This is a genomic window from Salinarchaeum sp. Harcht-Bsk1 (assembly GCF_000403645.1).
Taxonomy (GTDB): domain Archaea; phylum Halobacteriota; class Halobacteria; order Halobacteriales; family Salinarchaeaceae; genus Salinarchaeum.
This window is the reverse complement of sequence record NC_021313.1, coordinates 1511355-1529733: the sequence shown is the minus strand read 5'-3', so window position 1 is coordinate 1529733 and position 18379 is coordinate 1511355. Positions and strand designations below refer to the sequence as shown.

The 18379-nt window shown below is 68.4% G+C and carries 18 protein-coding genes; 11 read left to right on the top strand and 7 right to left on the bottom strand.

The window, feature by feature from the left end:
• The first annotated feature begins 25 nt into the window (after nt 1-25).
• A complete protein-coding gene (locus L593_RS06940) occupies nt 26-697 on the top strand; it encodes a glycerophosphodiester phosphodiesterase family protein (protein WP_020446230.1) in 672 nt (223 codons plus the stop codon).
• A gap of 51 nt (nt 698-748) precedes the next feature.
• On the opposite strand, the gene L593_RS06935 is transcribed toward L593_RS06940, so the two are convergent.
• From L593_RS06935 to L593_RS15945, 3 genes are all read right to left on the bottom strand, one after another.
• Entirely contained in the window at nt 749-2380 is a 1632-nt protein-coding gene (locus L593_RS06935; protein WP_020446229.1) for an HVO_2922 family protein, read from the bottom strand.
• A gap of 173 nt (nt 2381-2553) precedes the next feature.
• A complete protein-coding gene (locus L593_RS06930; RefSeq protein WP_020446228.1) occupies nt 2554-3054 on the bottom strand; it encodes a DUF371 domain-containing protein in 501 nt (166 codons plus the stop codon).
• Between the two features lie 63 nt (nt 3055-3117).
• Nucleotides 3118-3294, bottom strand: coding sequence for a hypothetical protein (locus tag L593_RS15945; protein WP_020446227.1), 177 nt, complete (start codon nt 3292-3294; stop codon nt 3118-3120).
• Between the two features lie 290 nt (nt 3295-3584).
• Here L593_RS15945 and L593_RS06925 point away from each other — a divergent pair, with 290 nt between their 5' ends.
• Nucleotides 3585-4697 (top strand): mandelate racemase/muconate lactonizing enzyme family protein, encoded by a 1113-nt coding sequence (locus tag L593_RS06925; RefSeq protein WP_020446226.1) that lies wholly within the window; start codon nt 3585-3587, stop codon nt 4695-4697.
• Nucleotides 4698-4738: 41 nt separating this feature from the next.
• On the opposite strand, the gene L593_RS06920 is transcribed toward L593_RS06925, so the two are convergent.
• The 4 genes from L593_RS06920 to L593_RS06905 all read right to left on the bottom strand — a co-directional run bounded on the left by L593_RS06920 (nt 4739) and on the right by L593_RS06905 (nt 7154).
• Nucleotides 4739-5239: a DNA-binding protein gene (locus L593_RS06920; RefSeq protein WP_187292650.1), complete on the bottom strand. Its 501-nt coding sequence runs from the start codon at nt 5237-5239 to the stop codon at nt 4739-4741.
• Between the two features lie 92 nt (nt 5240-5331).
• Nucleotides 5332-6018: a nucleotidyltransferase domain-containing protein gene (locus L593_RS06915; RefSeq protein ID WP_020446224.1), complete on the bottom strand. Its 687-nt coding sequence runs from the start codon at nt 6016-6018 to the stop codon at nt 5332-5334.
• Nucleotides 6019-6115: 97 nt separating this feature from the next.
• Nucleotides 6116-6604, bottom strand: a complete 489-nt coding sequence (locus tag L593_RS06910; protein WP_020446223.1) for a cupin domain-containing protein — start codon at nt 6602-6604, stop codon at nt 6116-6118.
• A 52-nt stretch (nt 6605-6656) separates the two neighbouring features.
• Nucleotides 6657-7154 (bottom strand): hypothetical protein, encoded by a 498-nt coding sequence (locus L593_RS06905; protein ID WP_020446222.1) that lies wholly within the window; start codon nt 7152-7154, stop codon nt 6657-6659.
• Nucleotides 7155-7335: 181 nt separating this feature from the next.
• Here L593_RS06905 and L593_RS06900 point away from each other — a divergent pair, with 181 nt between their 5' ends.
• The 9 genes from L593_RS06900 (at nt 7336) to L593_RS06855 (ending at nt 18187) form a co-directional block, all read left to right on the top strand.
• Nucleotides 7336-9678: a type II/IV secretion system ATPase subunit gene (locus L593_RS06900; RefSeq protein ID WP_020446221.1), complete on the top strand. Its 2343-nt coding sequence runs from the start codon at nt 7336-7338 to the stop codon at nt 9676-9678.
• A gap of 134 nt (nt 9679-9812) precedes the next feature.
• Nucleotides 9813-11735, top strand: coding sequence for a type II secretion system F family protein (locus tag L593_RS06895; RefSeq protein ID WP_049894369.1), 1923 nt, complete (start codon nt 9813-9815; stop codon nt 11733-11735).
• Nucleotides 11732-12571, top strand: a complete 840-nt coding sequence (locus L593_RS06890) for a hypothetical protein (RefSeq protein ID WP_144060724.1) — start codon at nt 11732-11734, stop codon at nt 12569-12571. The genes L593_RS06895 and L593_RS06890 overlap by 4 nt, the downstream gene beginning before the upstream one ends.
• Nucleotides 12568-13065, top strand: coding sequence for a hypothetical protein (locus L593_RS06885; RefSeq protein WP_020446218.1), 498 nt, complete (start codon nt 12568-12570; stop codon nt 13063-13065). The genes L593_RS06890 and L593_RS06885 overlap by 4 nt, the downstream gene beginning before the upstream one ends.
• Nucleotides 13066-13115: 50 nt before the next feature.
• A complete protein-coding gene (locus tag L593_RS06880; RefSeq protein ID WP_020446217.1) occupies nt 13116-13814 on the top strand; it encodes a hypothetical protein in 699 nt (232 codons plus the stop codon).
• Nucleotides 13811-14257 (top strand): hypothetical protein, encoded by a 447-nt coding sequence (locus tag L593_RS06875; RefSeq protein WP_020446216.1) that lies wholly within the window; start codon nt 13811-13813, stop codon nt 14255-14257. The genes L593_RS06880 and L593_RS06875 overlap by 4 nt, the downstream gene beginning before the upstream one ends.
• A complete protein-coding gene (locus tag L593_RS06870) occupies nt 14245-14841 on the top strand; it encodes a hypothetical protein (RefSeq protein WP_020446215.1) in 597 nt (198 codons plus the stop codon). The genes L593_RS06875 and L593_RS06870 overlap by 13 nt, the downstream gene beginning before the upstream one ends.
• A 194-nt stretch (nt 14842-15035) precedes the next feature.
• Nucleotides 15036-16196: an ATP-grasp domain-containing protein gene (locus L593_RS06865; RefSeq protein ID WP_020446214.1), complete on the top strand. Its 1161-nt coding sequence runs from the start codon at nt 15036-15038 to the stop codon at nt 16194-16196.
• A 476-nt stretch (nt 16197-16672) separates the two neighbouring features.
• Entirely contained in the window at nt 16673-18187 is a 1515-nt protein-coding gene (locus L593_RS06855) for a NosD domain-containing protein (RefSeq protein WP_020446212.1), read from the top strand.
• The last annotated feature ends 192 nt before the right edge of the window (nt 18188-18379 follow it).

Sequence of the window (18379 nt, the reverse complement as noted above, 5' to 3'; positions counted from 1 at the left end):
CTCCCCGCCCGCACGATTCGATTTCGTGCAGTTGATCGCCCACCGCGGGTTCGCCGACGAGCGCGCGGAGAACACGATTCCCGCCCTCCAGCGCGGCGCCGCCATCGCCGACGCCGTGGAGTTCGACGTCCGCCGGTGTGCCTCCGGCGAGCCGGTGGTGATCCACGACGAAACGGTCGATCGCGTCACCGATTCGAGCGGACCGGTCGCGGAGTACGACGCCGACGCGCTCGCCGCGATGGACGTCCTCGGCTCCGGCGATGGCGTCCCGACGCTCGCCGAGGCGGTCGCAGCGATTCCGACGGAGACGCCGTTGCTCGTCGAGCTCAAGGAGCGCGGGCTCGCGGAGCCGGTGCTCGACGCGCTGTCCGACCGCGACGGGCGGGTCCTGGTCGCGTCCTTCGACGAAGCGGCCCTGCGGGAGCTTCGTGCGGCCGATTCGAGCGCCGAACTGGCGACGATCGCCGGCGACCTCCGGGATCGACCGATCGCGACCGCCGTCGAACTCGACTGCTCGGCGGTGATGGTGCGGGCCCGGCTGGCGGCGCTGCCGACCGTGCGCCGCGCGGCTAGGGACCTCGACCTCGACGTGTTCGTCTGGACGGTCCAGCGGCGGCCGGTCGCAGGAGGGCTCGCGTGGCTGGGCGTCGACGGCGTCATCATCGACCGCTCGGACGTGGTTCCAGGGCGATCGTAGGGAGAACCGTTCAGCAGCGGTGAGGCGGCGCCTCGGCGGCGTCTGAGGCGACTATTCGAGCTCCTCGATCTCGGCGGCTGGTGCGTTGTTCATCACGCTGTGCATCCCCTGTCGGGCCTTCTGCTTGGAGGCGTACCCCTCGCCGGAGTCCGCGAGGATCTGGCCGTTGCGGTGGCGGAGCCGCCAGCGCCACTCCTCGGCGTTGTCCTGGAAGACCTCGTACGCGGCGGGTTCGTAGTCGAGGGTGTCCGCTTCCGGCGCGTACTCGGAGACCCGCTCCACGGCGTCCTGGGCGCGGGACTCGCGGCTGTAGCCCTGGCCGCTGTCGGCGATCAACTCGCCGTTGCTCGCGGTGAGTCGCCACCGGTAGTCGCCCGCGTTGTCCTCGTAGACCTCGACGTTCTCGGGGTCGGCGACGTGCTTCCGAACGCTCTCGACGCCGTCCTTGGCGTTCCGTCGGGAGGCGTAGCCTTCACCGGAATCCGCGAGGATGCGGCCGTTGCGGTGGCGGAGTCGCCAGCGCCACTCGTCGGCCGCGTCGGCGTACAGTTCGAAGGCCGCGGGCTCGTACTCCAGCGTGTCGGCCTCGCTGGCGACGCGCTTGATGCGCTCGACGGCCTCGTTCACGGCGCTGCGACGTGAGTACCCCTCGCCCGGGTCGGCGATGACGTTCCCGTTGCTGTGACGGAGTCGCCAGCGGTACTCGCCGACGTTGTCCTCGTAGACTTCGAACGTCGCGTCGGCGCTGGCGTCGTCCGTCGCCTCGTCGTTCACCGCTGCTTCGTCAGTCGCCGTGTCGTCTGACGCTGCGTCGTCGGTGGGCCCGAACTCGAAGGCAGTGCCGTCGTCATCGGCATCGTCGTCGCCCGCGTCGTCGGTCGCCGCGGTCGGACTGGCAGCGTCCTCGCCGCCGTCCTCTGCGACCATCGCCGGTTCGCTCGCAGTCGCCTCGGCTGGCGCGTCCTCGGGCACCCGCTCGAGGATCTCCTCCTCGGCACCGGGGGCGTTCTGCTTCACGCTGCTCATGCCCTGGCGAGCCTTCTGCCGGGAAGCGTAGCCCTCGCCGGAGTCGGCGATGACGTTCCCGTTGTCGTGAACGAGTCGCCAGCGATGCTCGCTCGCGCGGTCCTCGTACAGCTGGAAGGTCGCCTTGCTCGTGTCGGCGGCGCTGGCTGCCGCGGCAGCCTCCGCACCGTCGTCGGCCTCGCTCGCCGGCAGCACGTCGGGCTGTGCCGTCCCCGAGGACACCAGTGGGTAGAGGAAGATGGTCAGGATCTGGAGGGCGATGCCCGCGCCGTAGCCGCCCATGATGACCGGGCTCATGTCGCCGGCCCAGTTCCAGTCGTCGGGGTAGTAGACGTTGAAAGCGATCGCGGCGCCGACGCAGAGCAAGAGTCCGAGCGTCGCCAGCCAGGCCGCCCTGGCCTGCAGGGGCAGCAAATAGACGATCGAGAGGACGACGATCGGCCCGGCGACGAGCGCCAGCGTGAACGCGACCCTGCGGAACAGCCAGAAGTTGTCCGACCCCCGTTCGTAGCCGGCTGCTACGAGGAACAGTACCAGGCCGACCAGGGCCAGGAACGCCCCGAAGAGGAACGCCCAGTACCCGTTCACGTGGTCCGGTTCCAGTGGCTCGCCCAGGTGTGTGCGATACCAGCCGCCGAAGACGCCGTCGTTCGCCATAATGGATCCCTCGTGTGAACACACCGCAAGCAAGATGGTAAAGGTATGGGACAGTTTTCGAGCAGAATCGCCAGCGGGTGGCGGGCCGATCCGACGGCGGATCGGCGGTGTCACCCCGATATCGGCGGGAGCCGTGGCGAACTCCCAGGTCGTGAAACCGCGGTAGCAGGTTCCTACGCTGGCGCTTCGACCACGATCGTCACCTCGAGTTCCGCTCCAGCCGCGAGAGCGGTGACGAGGTCGCGATCGAGGTCGGCAGCGGCGTGATCGGCCTCGACCGCGACCGTCCGGTCGTCGACGTACTCGCTCGTCCGCCAGACTGCGCTCCGGTCGTTCTCGAAGGAGAGGTCGGGGTCCCCGCGGGCGACGATTCGCTGGGTGGCCGGTCCGTCGGCGCTGTCTTCGCCTTCGTCACCGGCGACGGATAACTCGGTCACGATCGTGGCGTCGGGGTCCTGGCAGGCTGCGACGAACGCGTCGTCGAATGACGCCGGGGCGCGATCGGCCTCGATGCCGACGATACAGTCCCCGGCGGGCGTCAGGAAGTCGTCCGTCGTCACCTCGAACGTCGAGGCGTGGGTCCCCTGGACGTGCTCGTGGCCCGTCGCACGGAGCACTTCCTCGTACCGGACCTGCTCGGCGTCGCTCGCCAGCGCGTCGGTGTCCTCACTCATCGATCGATACTGGCCGCCCGAAGCCGAAGAGTGCCGCGATCGTCGGTCCGCGATCGCTGGGCGTTACTGTTGCTCTCGAATCGTCTCGTCGCTGAGCACCGTGACGGTCACCGCCCCGCACTCGCACTCGTAGGCGCGTCGGACGCCGTCGGGCGTCTGCATCGTGAGCATGCGTCGGTCCTCCGAGAGCGTCCGCTCGCAGTCGGGGGCCGAACACTCGCTCGCGAGGTGTTCGAGCATACGTCACTCCACCGACCGGCCGCACCTTAACCCGACCCTGCACCGAGGCGAAAGTGAAAGTGGGCGACAGCGGCGACGAGTCTCCCATTTTCCCGATCGTTCGCCAGCGAGTGTCACTCCACAGCCACCGCTCAGCGGAAACCCGCCGCTGGGAGGGTTCCAGGCAATCCCGTCTGCAGCTCTCGCGAACACGCAGCCATACGAGCATTCACTCGCCCACGAGTCATTTTCGACCGAACCGGTTTGCCGCGCAGGAAAGACGTAACCGCGCTCGGGAACGAAATTTCAGCATGAAGGTCACCGACGTGGAGGCGATCCCGGTCGCGATGGAGGTCCTCCCGGAGTCCGACCCGAACGGCCTCGCGCCGTACGTCACGAACCACGGGCAGGTCGAGACGATGGAGCGGATGTTGATTCGCCTCGAAACGGACTCGGGCGTCACTGGCTGGGGCGAGATGCGCTCCTCGCTCGCGCTCGAGACCACCGCGAGCGTGATCGAGAACGACGTCGCGCCGGAACTCGTCGGCCGCTCGGTCGCGGAGGCCGAGGCGTTCGCGGACGAGTTCTTCTACGAGTACCTGGACGTCGGGCCGTTCGTCGGGGGCGTCGAGATGGCGATGCACGACGCGCTGGGCAAGATTCGTGGCGTCCCGGTCCACGAACTGCTCGGGGGCAAGACCCGCGACAGCGTCGAGTTCGCGTACTGCGTCGGCATCCTCGACGAGGAGGACTCTCGCGAGCACGCCCGTCGCGCACTCGACGGGGGCTACTCCGTCCTGAAGACGAAGGCCGGCCGGGACTGGACGGAGGACGTCCGCCGGATCCTCGCGATGGACGACGAGGCAGACGGCGAACTCTCCTTCCGGCTCGACCCGAACCAGGGCTGGACGCCCGACCAGGCCGTCCGCGTCGGCGCCGCCCTCGGGGACAACGGCGTCTACTGCCAGTACCTCGAACAGCCCGTTCGCATCGACAGCGTCGGGACCTACGAGTCGCTGCGCAACCGCCTGCGCACCCCGATCGCCGTCAACGAGGACACCTACTTCGACCGGAACCTCTTCCAGCACGGCGCCGCCGGTGCAATCGACTGCGCCGTCATCGACGTCGTCCCCGCGGGCGGGTTCCGCGCCGCGAAGCGGCTCGCGGGGGTGGCCGACGACGCCGGCATCTCGCTGGCCCACCACAACGCGTTCGACCTCGGGGTCAAGACCGCGGCCGTGTTGCACCTCACCGCGAGCACGCCAGCGATCAATCTGCCCCCGGACACCATCTACTACGCCTGGGCCGACGACGTGATCGCGGAGCCGTTCGAGGTGGACGACGCGGAAATCGAGGTGCCCGACGGACCGGGGCTGGGGGTGGACGTGGACGAGGGGAAGCTGGAGCAGTACCGGATCGACTGAGGCTCGCTCGAGCAGCTCGGGCGATTACAACGTCGGGCACTTCAGGGGCACTGGCACACGGGTTCGTCCTCCAACAGCCCAGTCACGTAGCTGTGGACCTGTCCGGCGAGTTCGAACATCGCCGCTTCCTTGGCTTGCGTCGGAACCAACCCGCCATAGTAGTGTTCGGTTCGGTTTCTTCGATACAGGCGCGCTAGCCGCTCGGCAGTCTCACGCTCGAAGACGCCATGCTCGGCGGCTCGCTCGTAGACCGTCTCGTGGTCTCGATACGACGCGAGACTGTCAGCGGTGTGCCGCAAGAGGTACGCCTCGATCGTGCGCTCGATGGCGCTGAAACAGAGCTCGACGACCGCACCGTTGAACCCGTCCTTCGCTCGGAGTGCCCGGCAACTCGCGAGATAGCGACAGGCCTTGGTGAGCTGCGTTCGCCACTCCTCGTCCCGGGCAACGTCTCGCTCGAACTCGGGTGGGCCAGTACCGACGTACTCGAAGGCGTCGCAGGCGGAATCGATTGCTGCCACGAGTGGGCGCGGATCGCTCACAGTAGGATACCCGTCGCCGCGGTATCGGTGAAAAGGGTGTTTCTGACTCGATCCCCGACGTGCTCGCTGCAGCCGTGGCGTCCGAGCCGTCGCTACTCCTGCTCACGGCGCAGCAGTTCGTGGAGTTGCTGATACTCGTCGGTCTCGTGCAGAACGATCCCGGCGCGAAGGATCGCACGCACGTCCTCGGTGAACGCAGGGAGTGATTCCGTCGACTCGACGGCGACGTGGAACGCGTATCGCTCGCCGTCGAAGCGTTGGGCTTCGAGGTCGGCGACGATCTCGTTTGCAGCACGCTGGTTCGCCGCACGGTTCGACCGAACGACGACCCAGAGGTCGACGTCACTCCGCCGATCTGCCGTACCGTTGGCAACGCTGCCGTAGAGTACGATACCGACGACCTGATCCAGTTCCGATCGAAGCCGCCCGACAGCAGCTCGCACCGGTGCCTGAAACTCCGCCTGTGGAATCTCGAGATACGGGTCGTCGGGCACGTCGAGTCGGCTGCGGTTGATGCGAACGAGCTTCCGATTCCCCTCGTACCTGACCTCGACGAGGTCGTTCGCAGCGAGCACGTCCACGGCTCGCTGCACGGACGATTCAGGGCTATCGATCCGGTCCGCGAGATCGGTCTGGGCGATCGACTCGGTCCGATTTCGCGCGAGGTACTCGATCACTGCGTCGGTGCTCGCGAGCCCGAAGAGCGAATCGTCGGGGAGCGGGACCGGGAGGGTGACCGACAGTCCTCGTTCGGCATCCGCTCCTGTATCCCGGGACACGTACTATCTTATGGGATGTATGTATATATAATTTATACTGCGAGATCGGCAGGAGACGAGACGTCAGTTGTTGACACCAGGGCTCGTGGGACCGCCGTTACATCTGGAACGTGGTCCCGCACTCCGTACACGTGAACTCGAACCGGCCCTCCTCGTTGATCCGCGTTCCGTGCGCCCGTTCTTCCTCGCACACACGGCAGTAGACCACCGATTCGATCTCGTCCCAGTCGTGGCGAGCGCCCGGTGCGCCGATCGCCCAGCCGACGACGTCCTCCTCGGCGTCCTCGGGGTTGTACCCTTTCTGGAACTCGCCGGGCGGGAAGCGGATGACCTCGCCAGCCTCGACCGTCTCGATCTCGCGATCGCGCCCGACCTCGAACTCGGCGGTCCCCGACTCGACGTAGAATAGCTCCTCCTGATCGTGGTGGGTGTGGAGGCCGCCCGAGAAGGAGTCGCCCGGGGCGAGTTCGAAGTAGTTCATCGCGACGTGGTCGGCGTCCAGTGCTTTCGTGACGGGTCGGCGAACGTCGTGGACCTGCAGCGGATTGACCTCGATTTCTACCTCGTCGATCGTGACTTTCTCCATAAACTATCCGGGCGTCGCGAGTTGAAAATCCTACCGGCGAGCCAGTCCCGGATCAGCCACGAAGCCGTCCGAGGACCGTCGAGAGGAGGTTCCCGAGACTCAGGACCGTCACGACGAGGGTTCCGGCGATCGCTGCGTACAGGCCGATCCCGGGCGTCGCCGACGCCGCGACCGGTTCGCCGCCGACCAGGGCGGCGTCCTGATCGCCACCGTGGAGCATGAGCGCACTGTACCCGAACAGCAGCGCGTCGAAGGCCCCGACGAGGAATACTGGGAGCGAGGACTTCCAGTCCCAGCCCCGCAGGAGCGGGAGCCCGATCGCGATCGCGGCGAGGACGAGCGCGAACAGGAACGTCTCGGAGGAGGCGACCGTCGCGGTGCCGGCGGACATCCCGTTCGAGAGGACGACCTCCATCTTCCCGTCCTGGAGCAACGAGGCAGACCCGCCCGAGTACGACATGTAGGGCAACACGGTGCCGAGAGCGACCAGTGCGCCACCGGTCACTGTCGCCTTCCCGGTTCGTGAAACGCCCTCCCAGTCTGCGTCCATACCGTCGATCCCGCTGCTGATCGAATAAACGCAGCGTTAGACGAACTCTTCCCTGCGATTCCAAGGGTACTTTGCGCTGGTGTCGGCCGACGATAGTTCGGCCGACGACTGCCGACCTCGGGAACTGTTCGATGTACGTTCCGAAGGTTTAAATTAAATAGGGATACCATCGGCCATTAGCATGGCAACCACGGGATCGGCGACGACCGCCACAGCGAATCCAGCGCCACCCGTCCCGGCACCCGTCCCGCCGGACGATCCCGACGCGTGGTACGCGCCGGACGTGCGCGAGCAGACCGAACTGTGCCCCGGCGTCGTCGCCACGATCGAGGCGGTCGACGAGAGCTTCGCCTACCGGATTCGCGAGCCTGCGCTCTCGCCGGGCGACGAGGAGCGCCTCGCGACGATCCTCGACCACTTCGGCGACGCGACGCTCTCCCGGCCGCTCACGCGGGAGGGCACCCGCGAGCAGATCGCCGCTGGGTTCGACGAGAAGTACCGGCGCGCGATCGAGCGCCTCGTGGACGCGACGAACGAGGGGCTGCGACGCGTCGGCTACTACGCTCTCCGGGATCTGCGTTGTCTCGGCGAACTCACGCCGCTCGCGCTCGACCAGTCCATCGAGGTCGCCGACGCCGCGGAGGACGCACTGATCGTCCACACCGAACACTACGCCCCTGCGGTCACGGACCTGCCCGGCGATCCCGACTTCCTCGACCGGTTCGTCTCCGAGCGGCTGGACACGTACACCGTCGCCTTCCGCGAGTTCGAGATCCCGGTCGTCGTCTACCAGGAGCACCTCATCGGTTCGGACGCGTTCACGACGAAGTACGCCGTCCGGGAGCCGGACCTCTTGCCCGGCGACGAGGCGCTCGTCGAGGAGTGCAAGACGAAGGTCTGGGAGACGAACGTCGACGGCGTCGTCGAGGACCGTGGCGCCTTCGTCCGGGAGCGCGCCCGGCTCGTCCTCTCCCGCCTGCTCACCGCCAGAAACACGCGAGCCTGGTTCGACGCCACCCGCTATCGGGTCCGCTCGGCGCTCGCGACCTACGACCTCGCGATCCCGCCGATCGACGATCGCTTCGCCGAGGACCGCCTCGAGGACCTCGTCTACTACGTCCTCCGGGACTACGTCGGCGAGGGGAAACTGACGATCCCGATCCGGGACGTGCATTTGGAGGACATCGAGGCCAATCGCGTCGGCGAGCGCGTGAAGGTGGTCCCACGTTCGACCGTCTCGCACGACCGCCGGATGCCGACGAACCTCGTGTTCGAGGACGAGACGGCGTTCGTCAACGTCGTTCGCCAGCTCGCCGCCGCCGACGGCGTCGAACTCAACGCCGCGAACCCGAGCGCGAAGGTCAACCTCGCGCCGGAGGGCGTGGACGACGACGTGACGATCCGGTGTGCCGTGGCCCTGCCGGTCATCAGCGAGGACGGGCCGCACGTCTCGATCCGGAAGCAGGCACCCGAAGCCCTGACCCCGGTCGACCTCATGGCCGCCGATTCGATCTCGCCCGAACTCGTCGCCCTGCTCTGGCAGCTCTACGAGCACCGCTGCGTCGTGCTGTTTTCCGGGCCGACCGGCGCCGGGAAGACGACGCTGATGAACGCGCACATGCCGTTCGTCCGCTTCGAGGACCGCCCGATCTCGATCGACGAGGGATCCCGCGAGGTCCGCCTCCCTCACGAGACCGGCGTCTCGCTCACCACGCGCGACCACGAGGACGACTACAAGCGCGTCACGATGGCGGACCTCATGACCGAATGCAACTACCTCAATCCGGACATCGAGGTCATCGCCGAGATCAACACGCCCGCCTCCTTCGAGACCTTCGGCGAGACGCTCAACACCGGGCACGGCCTCGTCGGGACCACCCACGCCGAGGACGTCGAGAAGCTCGTCAACCGCGTCGTCGAACAGGGGCTTCCGCCCTATCTCCTCCGGGAGATCGACCTCGTCGCCTTCCCGAAACACGTCGACGGCGAGCGCTACGTCGGCGAGGTGATCGAGTTCCTGGGGCCGTCGGAGTACGTGCAGGTCGGTGGCGTCTGCGGCGCCATCGAGAAGGGCGGCTCGACGATCTACTGGAACAGGGTCGCCGAACGCGATCCGACGGGCACGTTCCACCTCAACTACGATCATCCGGAGCTACCGACGGACGAGCGGGCGTCCGCCGACCTGGCGCCGGGGGAACGTCTCGAACGCTCGGCGTTCGATCCTCCCGACAACGAGGCGGCGGTCGCCGAGGAAACGGACGCAGCGACTGGGGCGGCGGGCACCGCTTCCGACGCCACCGATCCCGCTCCGAGCTGTGACATGCGCGTCTTCCACCGGATCGCCGACCGGACGGATCGCCCCGTCCAGACCGTCGAAGCGGAGTTCCACCGCAAGCTCCGCTACGTGCGCTACCTCCAGCGCGAGGGCCTGGACGACTTCGAGGAGCTGTTCGCGTTCGTCGCAGACCTCGAGACGAACGAGGCCGCGACCGTCGAGCGGCTCCGGCGGCGGGGTGTATCGTGACGCAGCCTCACGATGGCCAGAGCGCTCCGGCCGCCGAAGGCGGCGCAGCCCCGGCGCACGCCGACGGTGCGACACCGCTCCGCGACGGGGGGTCCGCCCCGTCCCGCGAGGCGGATGCCACGGCCGGCCCAGCGCTGACGGATGGCGGCGTCGGCGAGCCCTCCGACGCGGTCAACGCCGCCCACGCCGCCGCGGCGACTGAAGCCGAGGACGCCACCACCGACGACGTCGGCCTCTCCGTCCTCGACCGAGCGCTCTACGCTCTCTTCTCGCGACACGCAGACAGCGGCCGCCACGACGCGGACCGGTCGACTTACCGTGGCACGGATGTCACCACGAGCTTCGGCGTCTACGTCGCACGGCTCTATGGGCTCTCTTGGATCGCCTTCCTCGCAGTGGTCGGACTCGCGACGGTCGTCGTGGCCGCACTGCTGCCGGGCCAGATCACCACGACCCAGCAGGCGCTGCCGACGGGTGGCCGCGGAGTTGCGGCGGTGGTGCTCGCGCTGCCAGCCGGTGCGCTCGCCAAGCGCGGTTCGCTCCGGCTCGGCGGCCGGTACCTGACGATGCGCGCCGCGGCCCGCACCTCGAATATCGAGCGCACGCTGCCGGGCGCAGTGCGCTACCTCCGCGTGCTCTCCACGGGAAGCGACGACCTCCGTGGGATGCTCCGGAAGGTCGCGCGGAACGACGAGGCCTACGGCCACACCGCCGTCGCCTTCCGCACGGCACTCAACAAGGCGACGCTCACCGGAAGCCTCGGGGAGGGCCTGCGGATCGTCGCGCGAGACACGCCCTCCCGGGACACGCTCGCACCCTTCCTCCTCAAATTCCGCGAGCACGCTAGCCAGGGGCAGGAGGAGCTGACCTCCTACCTCCGGATGGAGGCGAGGATGCTCTCCCACCGCCAGTCGCGGGCCCGGGAACGCCGCCAGGACTTCCTCGAACTGCTCGCCGAACTGTTCATCGTGATGCTCGTGCTGCCGGCCCTCCTGGTGATCGTCGTTTCCGTACTGAGCGTGCTCTCCTCGGGTCTGTCGGGCACCGTCTCGACCCCGCTCGGCTCGATCACGCTCCGCGCGCTCGTCATCTACTCGAGCGCCGTCCTCGTTTTGCTCGTCGGTCTCGGCGCGTCGATGGCAGTCCAGAGTCTCCGCCCGCCCGGCCAGACCCGGCGATACCGCCGGCCCGACACGATGGCTGAGACGCTCGCGACCGCGACGACGAACCCCGCGTGCACGGTCGTCTTCGCGATCCCGCTGGCGATCTGGGTCGGCGCACTGCTCCTGTTCGCCGGCCTCAGTCCGCTCAACGCGGGCTTGCTCGCCTACGCCGCCGGTACGATCCCCGTGGGCGTCGTCTCGGTCCGTCGGTCGCGGATCGACGACGCGAAAGACCGGGAGATCAAGGACTTCGTGCACGCAGTCTCCGGTCACGTTGCATTGGGTCGACCCTTCTCACAGGCCGTCGCCGTGGTCGCGAAGGAGGTCGACCTCGGCCCGCTCGACCCCGACGTCGCCGACCTCGCCTTCAACTCCCGGCTCACCACCCACGACGGCGACCTCCGGACCGAGGCCCTCGATCGGTTCGTCGAGCGCGTCGGCACTCCGCTCGCCGAGCAGACCATCGGCCTGGTCACCGGCGCGCTCGACTCCGGCGGCGACGTCGAGGACGTGTTCGACGCCCTCCAGACGGAGATCGGCCGACTGCACCACGAGAAGCAGGCACTCCGATCCTCGATGCAGGTCTACGTCGCGGTGGGGTGGACGACGGCGCTGCTCATCGTCGGCATCACCATCGCCGTCAACGCGTACGTGATCGACGGCTTCACGCAGCTCTCGGCGGTCTCTGCGGCCGACGGCTCGATCGGGTTCTCCGCGAACGCTGTCGACCTCGACGCGATGCGGTTTCGGTTCTACGTCGTCACCCAGTGCACGCTCGTCTCCTGTGGCTGGTTCGCCGGCGTCGCGAATCGCGGGCGCTACGAGGGGATGCTCCACTCCGGGCTGCTCGTGCTGCTGGGGTACCTGATCTTCCGCGGGGTGGGGATGGCGTGAGCCGTCGTCGCAGCGATCGGCGACGCCGGCGGGGCACGGGACCGACTGCGGGCTCGCAGCGCCGGCAGCGCCGTCGCCAGGACGCCGGATCACGGCGCTGGAACCGCGCCCAGTCCCACGTCGTCGGCGTCAGCCTGATGGTCGGCCTGACGGTGCTCGCGCTGGGCGGACTGACTGTCGCGATCGGCACCGTCGTCGACTCTAGCGCATCGAACGCCGAAGCGAACCGCGTCGCCGATGCGATGACGGTCGTCGCGGAACCGGGCGACGTCGTCGGCACCGCAGAGGCGGAACTGCGCTTCGGCGACGGCAGCCTGCGGACCGAGAACCGTACGATCCGGATCCTCGACGCTGCGAACGGCACGGTGATCGAGCGCGTCGATTCGGCAGTGCTGGTCTACACCGTCGGCGACTGGACCGTGATCGGCGGGAACGGGGCCGTGCTCCGGGCCGGGAGCGGCGGTGCGTCGATGGTCGAGTCGCCCTCGATCGTCGCCGATCCGGATCCGAACGGCCCGCTCCTGCTCGGCGTGCCCGCGATCGACGCCGAGGCCCTCTCGATCGACACCGACGCGGCGGCCCGGGTGACGTTCCGGGCGAGCGTGACCCACGACCGCCGGGACCTCGGCAGTCGTCGGATTCGGGTGGTCGTCGAGACCGCTTACCCCGATGCATGGCAGCGGTACTTCGAGCGAAACGGCGCGACCGTGATCGACCGATCCAGGTCGTTCCCGAGCGACGGCGCGGACGCCGAGACGAGCATCGTCGCGGAGTACGCCGGGCCGCGCCAGACGTACCTCGTGCTGCACCGGACCGACCTCGAGGTGGTGTCGTGAGGGGGTCCGCTCGATCGCGCGGCGACGGCACCCACCTCCGACGAGGCGGAACCGACCGCGCGCTCTCGGCCGTCGTCGGGAAGACGCTCGAGGCCGGCATCGTGGTGCTCTACATCTCGATGCTGATCGGCGTGCTCTACGGCGGCGTCGTGCCGGAGTACCAGCAGACGACGGGCGCAGAACTCGGCGAACGCGTCCTCGCCGAGAGCGTGCTCGAAGTGCAGTCCGCGGTCCCGGCCGATCCCGACGCCACGGCGACCGTTCGCGGCGACCTCCCGCGGTCGATCGACAACGATCCCTACCGAATCGTCGCCAGCAACGCCTCGATCGAACTCGTCCACGAGGATCCGGCGATCGGCGGCGAGGTGCCACTCGCAATGCCCTCGGACGTGATCCGCGTCGAAGGCGAGTGGGAGAGCACCGCGTCGGCGGTCGTCCGGGTCGAGACGACGCCAGCGGGCCGGGTCGTCCGGCTGGAGGCGGGATCGGCATGAGTGCTCGACCGCCCAGCACCTCTGTCGGATCGACCCGTGACGACCGCGGGATGTCGACGCTCATCGCGCTCGTCGCGGCGATCACCGTCGTCACGATCACGCTCGGCGGGACCATGGTCATCGTCGAGGACGCGTTCCGGGAGACTCAGCGCGGCGACGCCGAGCGTGCGGTCGCGATCCAGGCGAGCGACCGGCTGGTCGCGGCTGACGGGCCGATCGCCGACGCCCCGAACGTCGTGAACGAGAGCGAGCTCGCGAACCTCTCCACGGCCGATCTCCGTCGCGTCGGTGCCACGAATCGGTTCGCGATGGCGGTCGCCCTCGACGGCGAACGGATTGCGGCGCTCGGCGATCCCGACGGCGGCCACGTCGTCCGGCGGATCGTCCTCGTCCAGTCGAGTGAGCGTGCCGTCCGGACGCCGACGATCGTCGGCGGCGAGGACCCGGAACTGACGGTGCCGGTGCGGACCGACGCCGTCGAGGTGACGATCTCGCCGCCGCCAGGCACCACGGTCACGGAGGTCCGCTCTGGCGGTCGCGTCGTGCTGGCCGACCCCGGCGGTCTCTCGGGCACGTTCGACGTCGAGACGTCGCCGTACCGCACCCTCGCGTTCGCCTTCGACACGACGGGACCACTCGCGACCGGCGACGTGGAGATCGCCTACCGGTCCACCGACCGCGACCGGGCGATCCTGGCAGTGACGGTCGACGACCGCGACACCGCGGGCGGTGGAGGTGAGTCCGTGTGAGTCGGCGCCGTGAACGACCAGAGGGATCGTCGATCGCTGCCGATCGCGGCCAGCTCTCGATGCCGATCGTCGAGGCCGGGATCGGCGTCGTCCTGATCCTCTCGCTGGCGGGGCTGCTGGCGCTCGGGACGCCGGCGCCGCAGGCCGACGATCCTCAGCTCGAGGTCTACGCGGAGGACGTTGCAGTGGTGCTCGCCGAGGAGCCACCGCGCCACGGCGGGACGACGCGACTCGACGAACTGACCCGCTCGCGGGACAGCTTCGAACGCGAGGCCCCCGCCCTCGAACGGCGCGTCGAAGCCCTGCTGCCGGAGAACCTGCTCTATCGTATCGAGACGCCACACGGTGCGGTCGGCTTTGAGCGCCCCGGCGGCGCGGTGACGGGGGCGGCGACGGTGACGACCCAGCACGGCGTGGTGCGGGTGGAGGTGTGGCACCCGTGACCAGCGGCGCGTCCGGCGGGAGCGAGGGTGACGAGCGACGGCGGCTGGTATCCCGGCGAAGTCAACTCGTCCTCGTCGCCGCGGGCGTCATCGCGATGGGCCTCCTCCCGATCGTGCTCGCCTACACGCAGTTGGGCTACGCGGGGATGGCGGCGACGGAGCCCAGCGCCACGACCGCGACTGCGGACGCTCACCGTGCGATCGAGCGAGCGGCCTTCGACGCGAGCGAACCGTCGCAGGGCGTACGACCGTGGGCGGCGCGGAGTGGGGTCGCGGACGAGGTCGCTAGCCGGTTCGACGATCGAGTGGCGTCGATCGAGACCGGCCGAATCGAGCGTGGGATCCACCACGCGATCGAGCGCAACACCTCCGCGGCGTCTGCGTGGGCGAGTGCGAACTGTCCCGGGGGATCGAGTCGGCAGTTCGGCCCCTGCGAGGCTCGGGAGGGAATCGTGCTGCAGGAGCGCGGCGGCGACACCCAGGTGTTGGCAATCGCGGTGGATCTCCGCACGCTGACGGAGGACGCGACGTATACCGGGACGTACCTGCTGGACGCCGAGACAGGAACGGGACGCGGCCAGTAGCTGTGCAGACCGATCGCCGACCGCCACGACTGGGATGGCGCTGTATCGGGCGTCGTGGTGGGCTCCAGGCTGTACATCAGGGACGCCCTGCGATGATCCCGCGACCGTCCGCTGCCCGGCGGGTCCGTCGTGTCTCACGGATAAGTTGCTCCTACCAAACCGGACCGATCGCCTACGAGCAAGGGCACAGCCTCATGCCCGACGTTCTTGTGCTCGATTGCCACACCACGCACAGCCTCGCGGCGATCCGGGCCCTCGGGCGACGCGGCCTGACGACTACCGTCGCGAGCCACCGTGCGTGGAATCCGGGGAGACTATCGCGGCACGCCGGGACCTTCCTCCGGCTCCCCGATCCGGCGGTGGCTCAGGCGGCGTACCTCGACGCCGTCGAAGCCGAACTCCAGGCCCGCACGTACGACGTCGTCGTACCCGTCACGGAGTCGACTGTCGACCTGGTCGTCCGGAACCGTGATCGCGTCGAGCCACACGCCGCGTTGCCGTTTCCGCCGTACGAGACGCTCGAGGTGGGTCTGGACAAGGGCCAGACGATCGAGGCGGCCCGGGCACTCGACGTCGCGCATCCCCGAACCATGACCGCCACAGAGGTGGATCTCGACGCGGTCGGGGACGAACTCGGTTTCCCAGTCGTCGTGAAGCCCCACTACGGGAGCGGCCGGGAGGGCGTGGCGACGGCCGCGTCGCCGACGGAGCTGGAGCCCCTCTACGAGCGAACCGTCGCCGCCCACGGTCCGACGCTCGTCCAGGAATACGTCCCGGATGGCGGCGAGCGCGGGGTCTATACGATCTACGACCGGGAGGGAACGCTCGCAGGCGTCACGGTTCAGGAGCGGCTCCGCTCGAGGCACCCCGACGGGGGCGCGAGCACGCTCCGAGAGACAGTCGTCGACCCCGACCTGATCCGGAGGGCGGACCGGCTGCTGGCGGGGCTGGGCTGGTTCGGCGTCGCGATGGTCGAGTTCCGGATCGATCCTCGCGACGGTGCGGCGAAGCTCCTGGAACTCAATCCCCGTTTCTGGGGTAGCCTCCCGCTGTCGATCGCGGCGGGCGTGGACTTCCCGGGCCTGCTATACCGCCTCGGGATCGGCGAGCCCCTGGACCGAGACCTCTCCTACACGGCCGGCGTCCGGGCCCGGTGTCTGTTCGCCGACTTGCTGCAGGTCTTCGAGCGCGAGGATGTCCTGCGGGCGCTCTGTAAGTACGTGGTGCCCTCGCGGACGCGGACCCACCACGACGTCGTCCGGCTGTCGGATCCGCTGCCGACGGTCGGAAAACTCGCGCTACTGGGCGCCGATCTCCGGGCGGCCGTGACGGAGCGGGTGGGTGCGGCGGGCTGAGCGGAAGCGTCGGCTGTGAGGCGTCGTCGGCCACGGTCGTGGCACCCGACGGGCGAGGTCGACGGCGACGTCGGCGAGGAGAGTCCAGACGGCCTGGAACCCGCCAACTACGCAGACTACGCCCTTCACTACGTGCCGGATCGCTTCGCCTACTACGAACGCGGTGATGGCTGCCTGCCGACCCTGGCGGGCGCCTGCTGCGTTCCGCCCCGACCCCTTGCGACGGTCGTGGTGCTGTATCTGGAACCGCTCACCGACCGAATGGGAGAATGCATCGTCCCGTCCACCTCGACGCCCACGCCTCCGGCAGCCGATCGGGTTGCGTTCGTAGTCGGTAGCCGGTAACTGCCTGGATGGCAGCATCCTTCAACTGGCTGTAGAAGCTCTCTATATTGCGAACAGTCTGCTGGCTTCATGCAAGTGGACGACCATCGAATGGCTATCTCGCAGTTCGCTGCAGGGATGCACTCGAAACCATGACCGACCACGCAGACGTGCCGACGACGGCCTGTAACCGGCGTACCGCAGCGCGACTACTCCTCGGTGGCTCCCTCGTGGGTCTCGCGGCCGGCGTCGGGAGCGCCAGCGCCGATTCGGGCACCGGCCCGGCCACGCTCGCCTTCCACACCCAGTCCGGCCGTCGCGTCGACTACGCCTTCGAGGCTACCGGTGACGTGCGGCCGCTGGACCACGCCCCACACCTCGACGTTCCCGACGACAGCGTCTCGACCGATCGCGGGACGACAATCGAGAACGGCGTCGTAACGGGCGCGATCGACGGTGGCTACGACGTCTTCGCATACGAGGGCCACCTGGCAGCGTTCGCGATCATCGATGGAAACTGTGCCGCGCTCCGGCTGTGGGATTCGGGCGAATCCGTCGCCCCGTGCGAACTCGAGGATCGTCTCCCGAGTCCGCACTGGGGCACTCGCGGCGACCCGACGGTCGTCGAGGGGTGCACGACCATCGACGAGCCTGGCTACTACGTGCTCGGTCGCGACGTCTCGACGTGCGATCGGGAGGTCTGCATCGAGATTACGGCCGACGACGTGCTCCTCGACGGCCGGGGCCACGCCGTCGAGGGGGACTTCGAGGGCGTCGGCGTCCGGGTGACCGGCGACGACGCCGTCGTCCGCGACCTCGCAGTCGTGGAGTGGGACGTCTGCCTGCAGGTTCGAGGCGACCACGCACTGATTCAGGGGGTCTCCCTCGCGAACGGAGACCGGGTCTTCGAGGACGAACCGGGCGACGATCGGACGATCGGTCTGGCGGTCGAGGGAGCCACAGGCTGTACCGTCCGGAACGTCGAAATCTACGCTGGCCGTGAGGGGGCGAAACTGACGTCGTCGCCGGACGCGATCGTCGTCGACAGTTCGATAGAGGGCGGCGGCATCGAAGCGACGACGGGTGACGACGACCGCACCGAGGCCGTGGTCCTGCGCGAGTCCCCAGACGCGATCCTCGCCGGCACCGAGTGCATCGGGTTTCTGTTTGGCTGCCTCGTCGACGGATCCGACCGGGTCGTCCTCCGGGACAGCCGGTTCCAATCCGCAGACTTCGGTCTCAGTGGACTACGGCTCCTGGACTGCGGGGATCCTACCCTGCTCGACAACTTCTCTAGCGGCTTTCAACCGATCGACCTCGTGGACGTCACCGATGGCGTCCTTCGTGGGAACCGGGTGAGGAGCACGGAACGATACGGCATCCAGATCGAGCGGGGGTCGAACAACGTGCTGTTCCAGAACGACGCCAGCGATAATCAGGAGGGTCCCGGGATCCAACTGGTCGACACGGCAGAGAACGTACTCGTCGGGAACACGATCCGCGGGAACAACGTTCTCGGCCCTGGTGGTGGGCTCGTGCTGATCGACGCCGTCGATAACGTGGCCGTGCGGAACGAGATCTGTGAGAACGGTGGCGAGCAAATCCTCGTCGAGGGCGCCTCGTCGGGGAACCTGTTCATCGAGAACGACACCACCTGCTCGTCCTGACGGCGACGCGCCGCAGGTCGGGATTCCATGGCCGGGGCCTCATGTTGCACCCGTGCGCCAGCGCGTGGCGACACTCGCAATTCCGATCGCCTGGAGCGGCCACTTGTGGAACCGTCGTCAGTAGCGGACTACCGCCTGGAAGTCCGTGCTTCCCACCGGTCGGTAGCCCTGTCTACTGTACGAGCAAGCTGC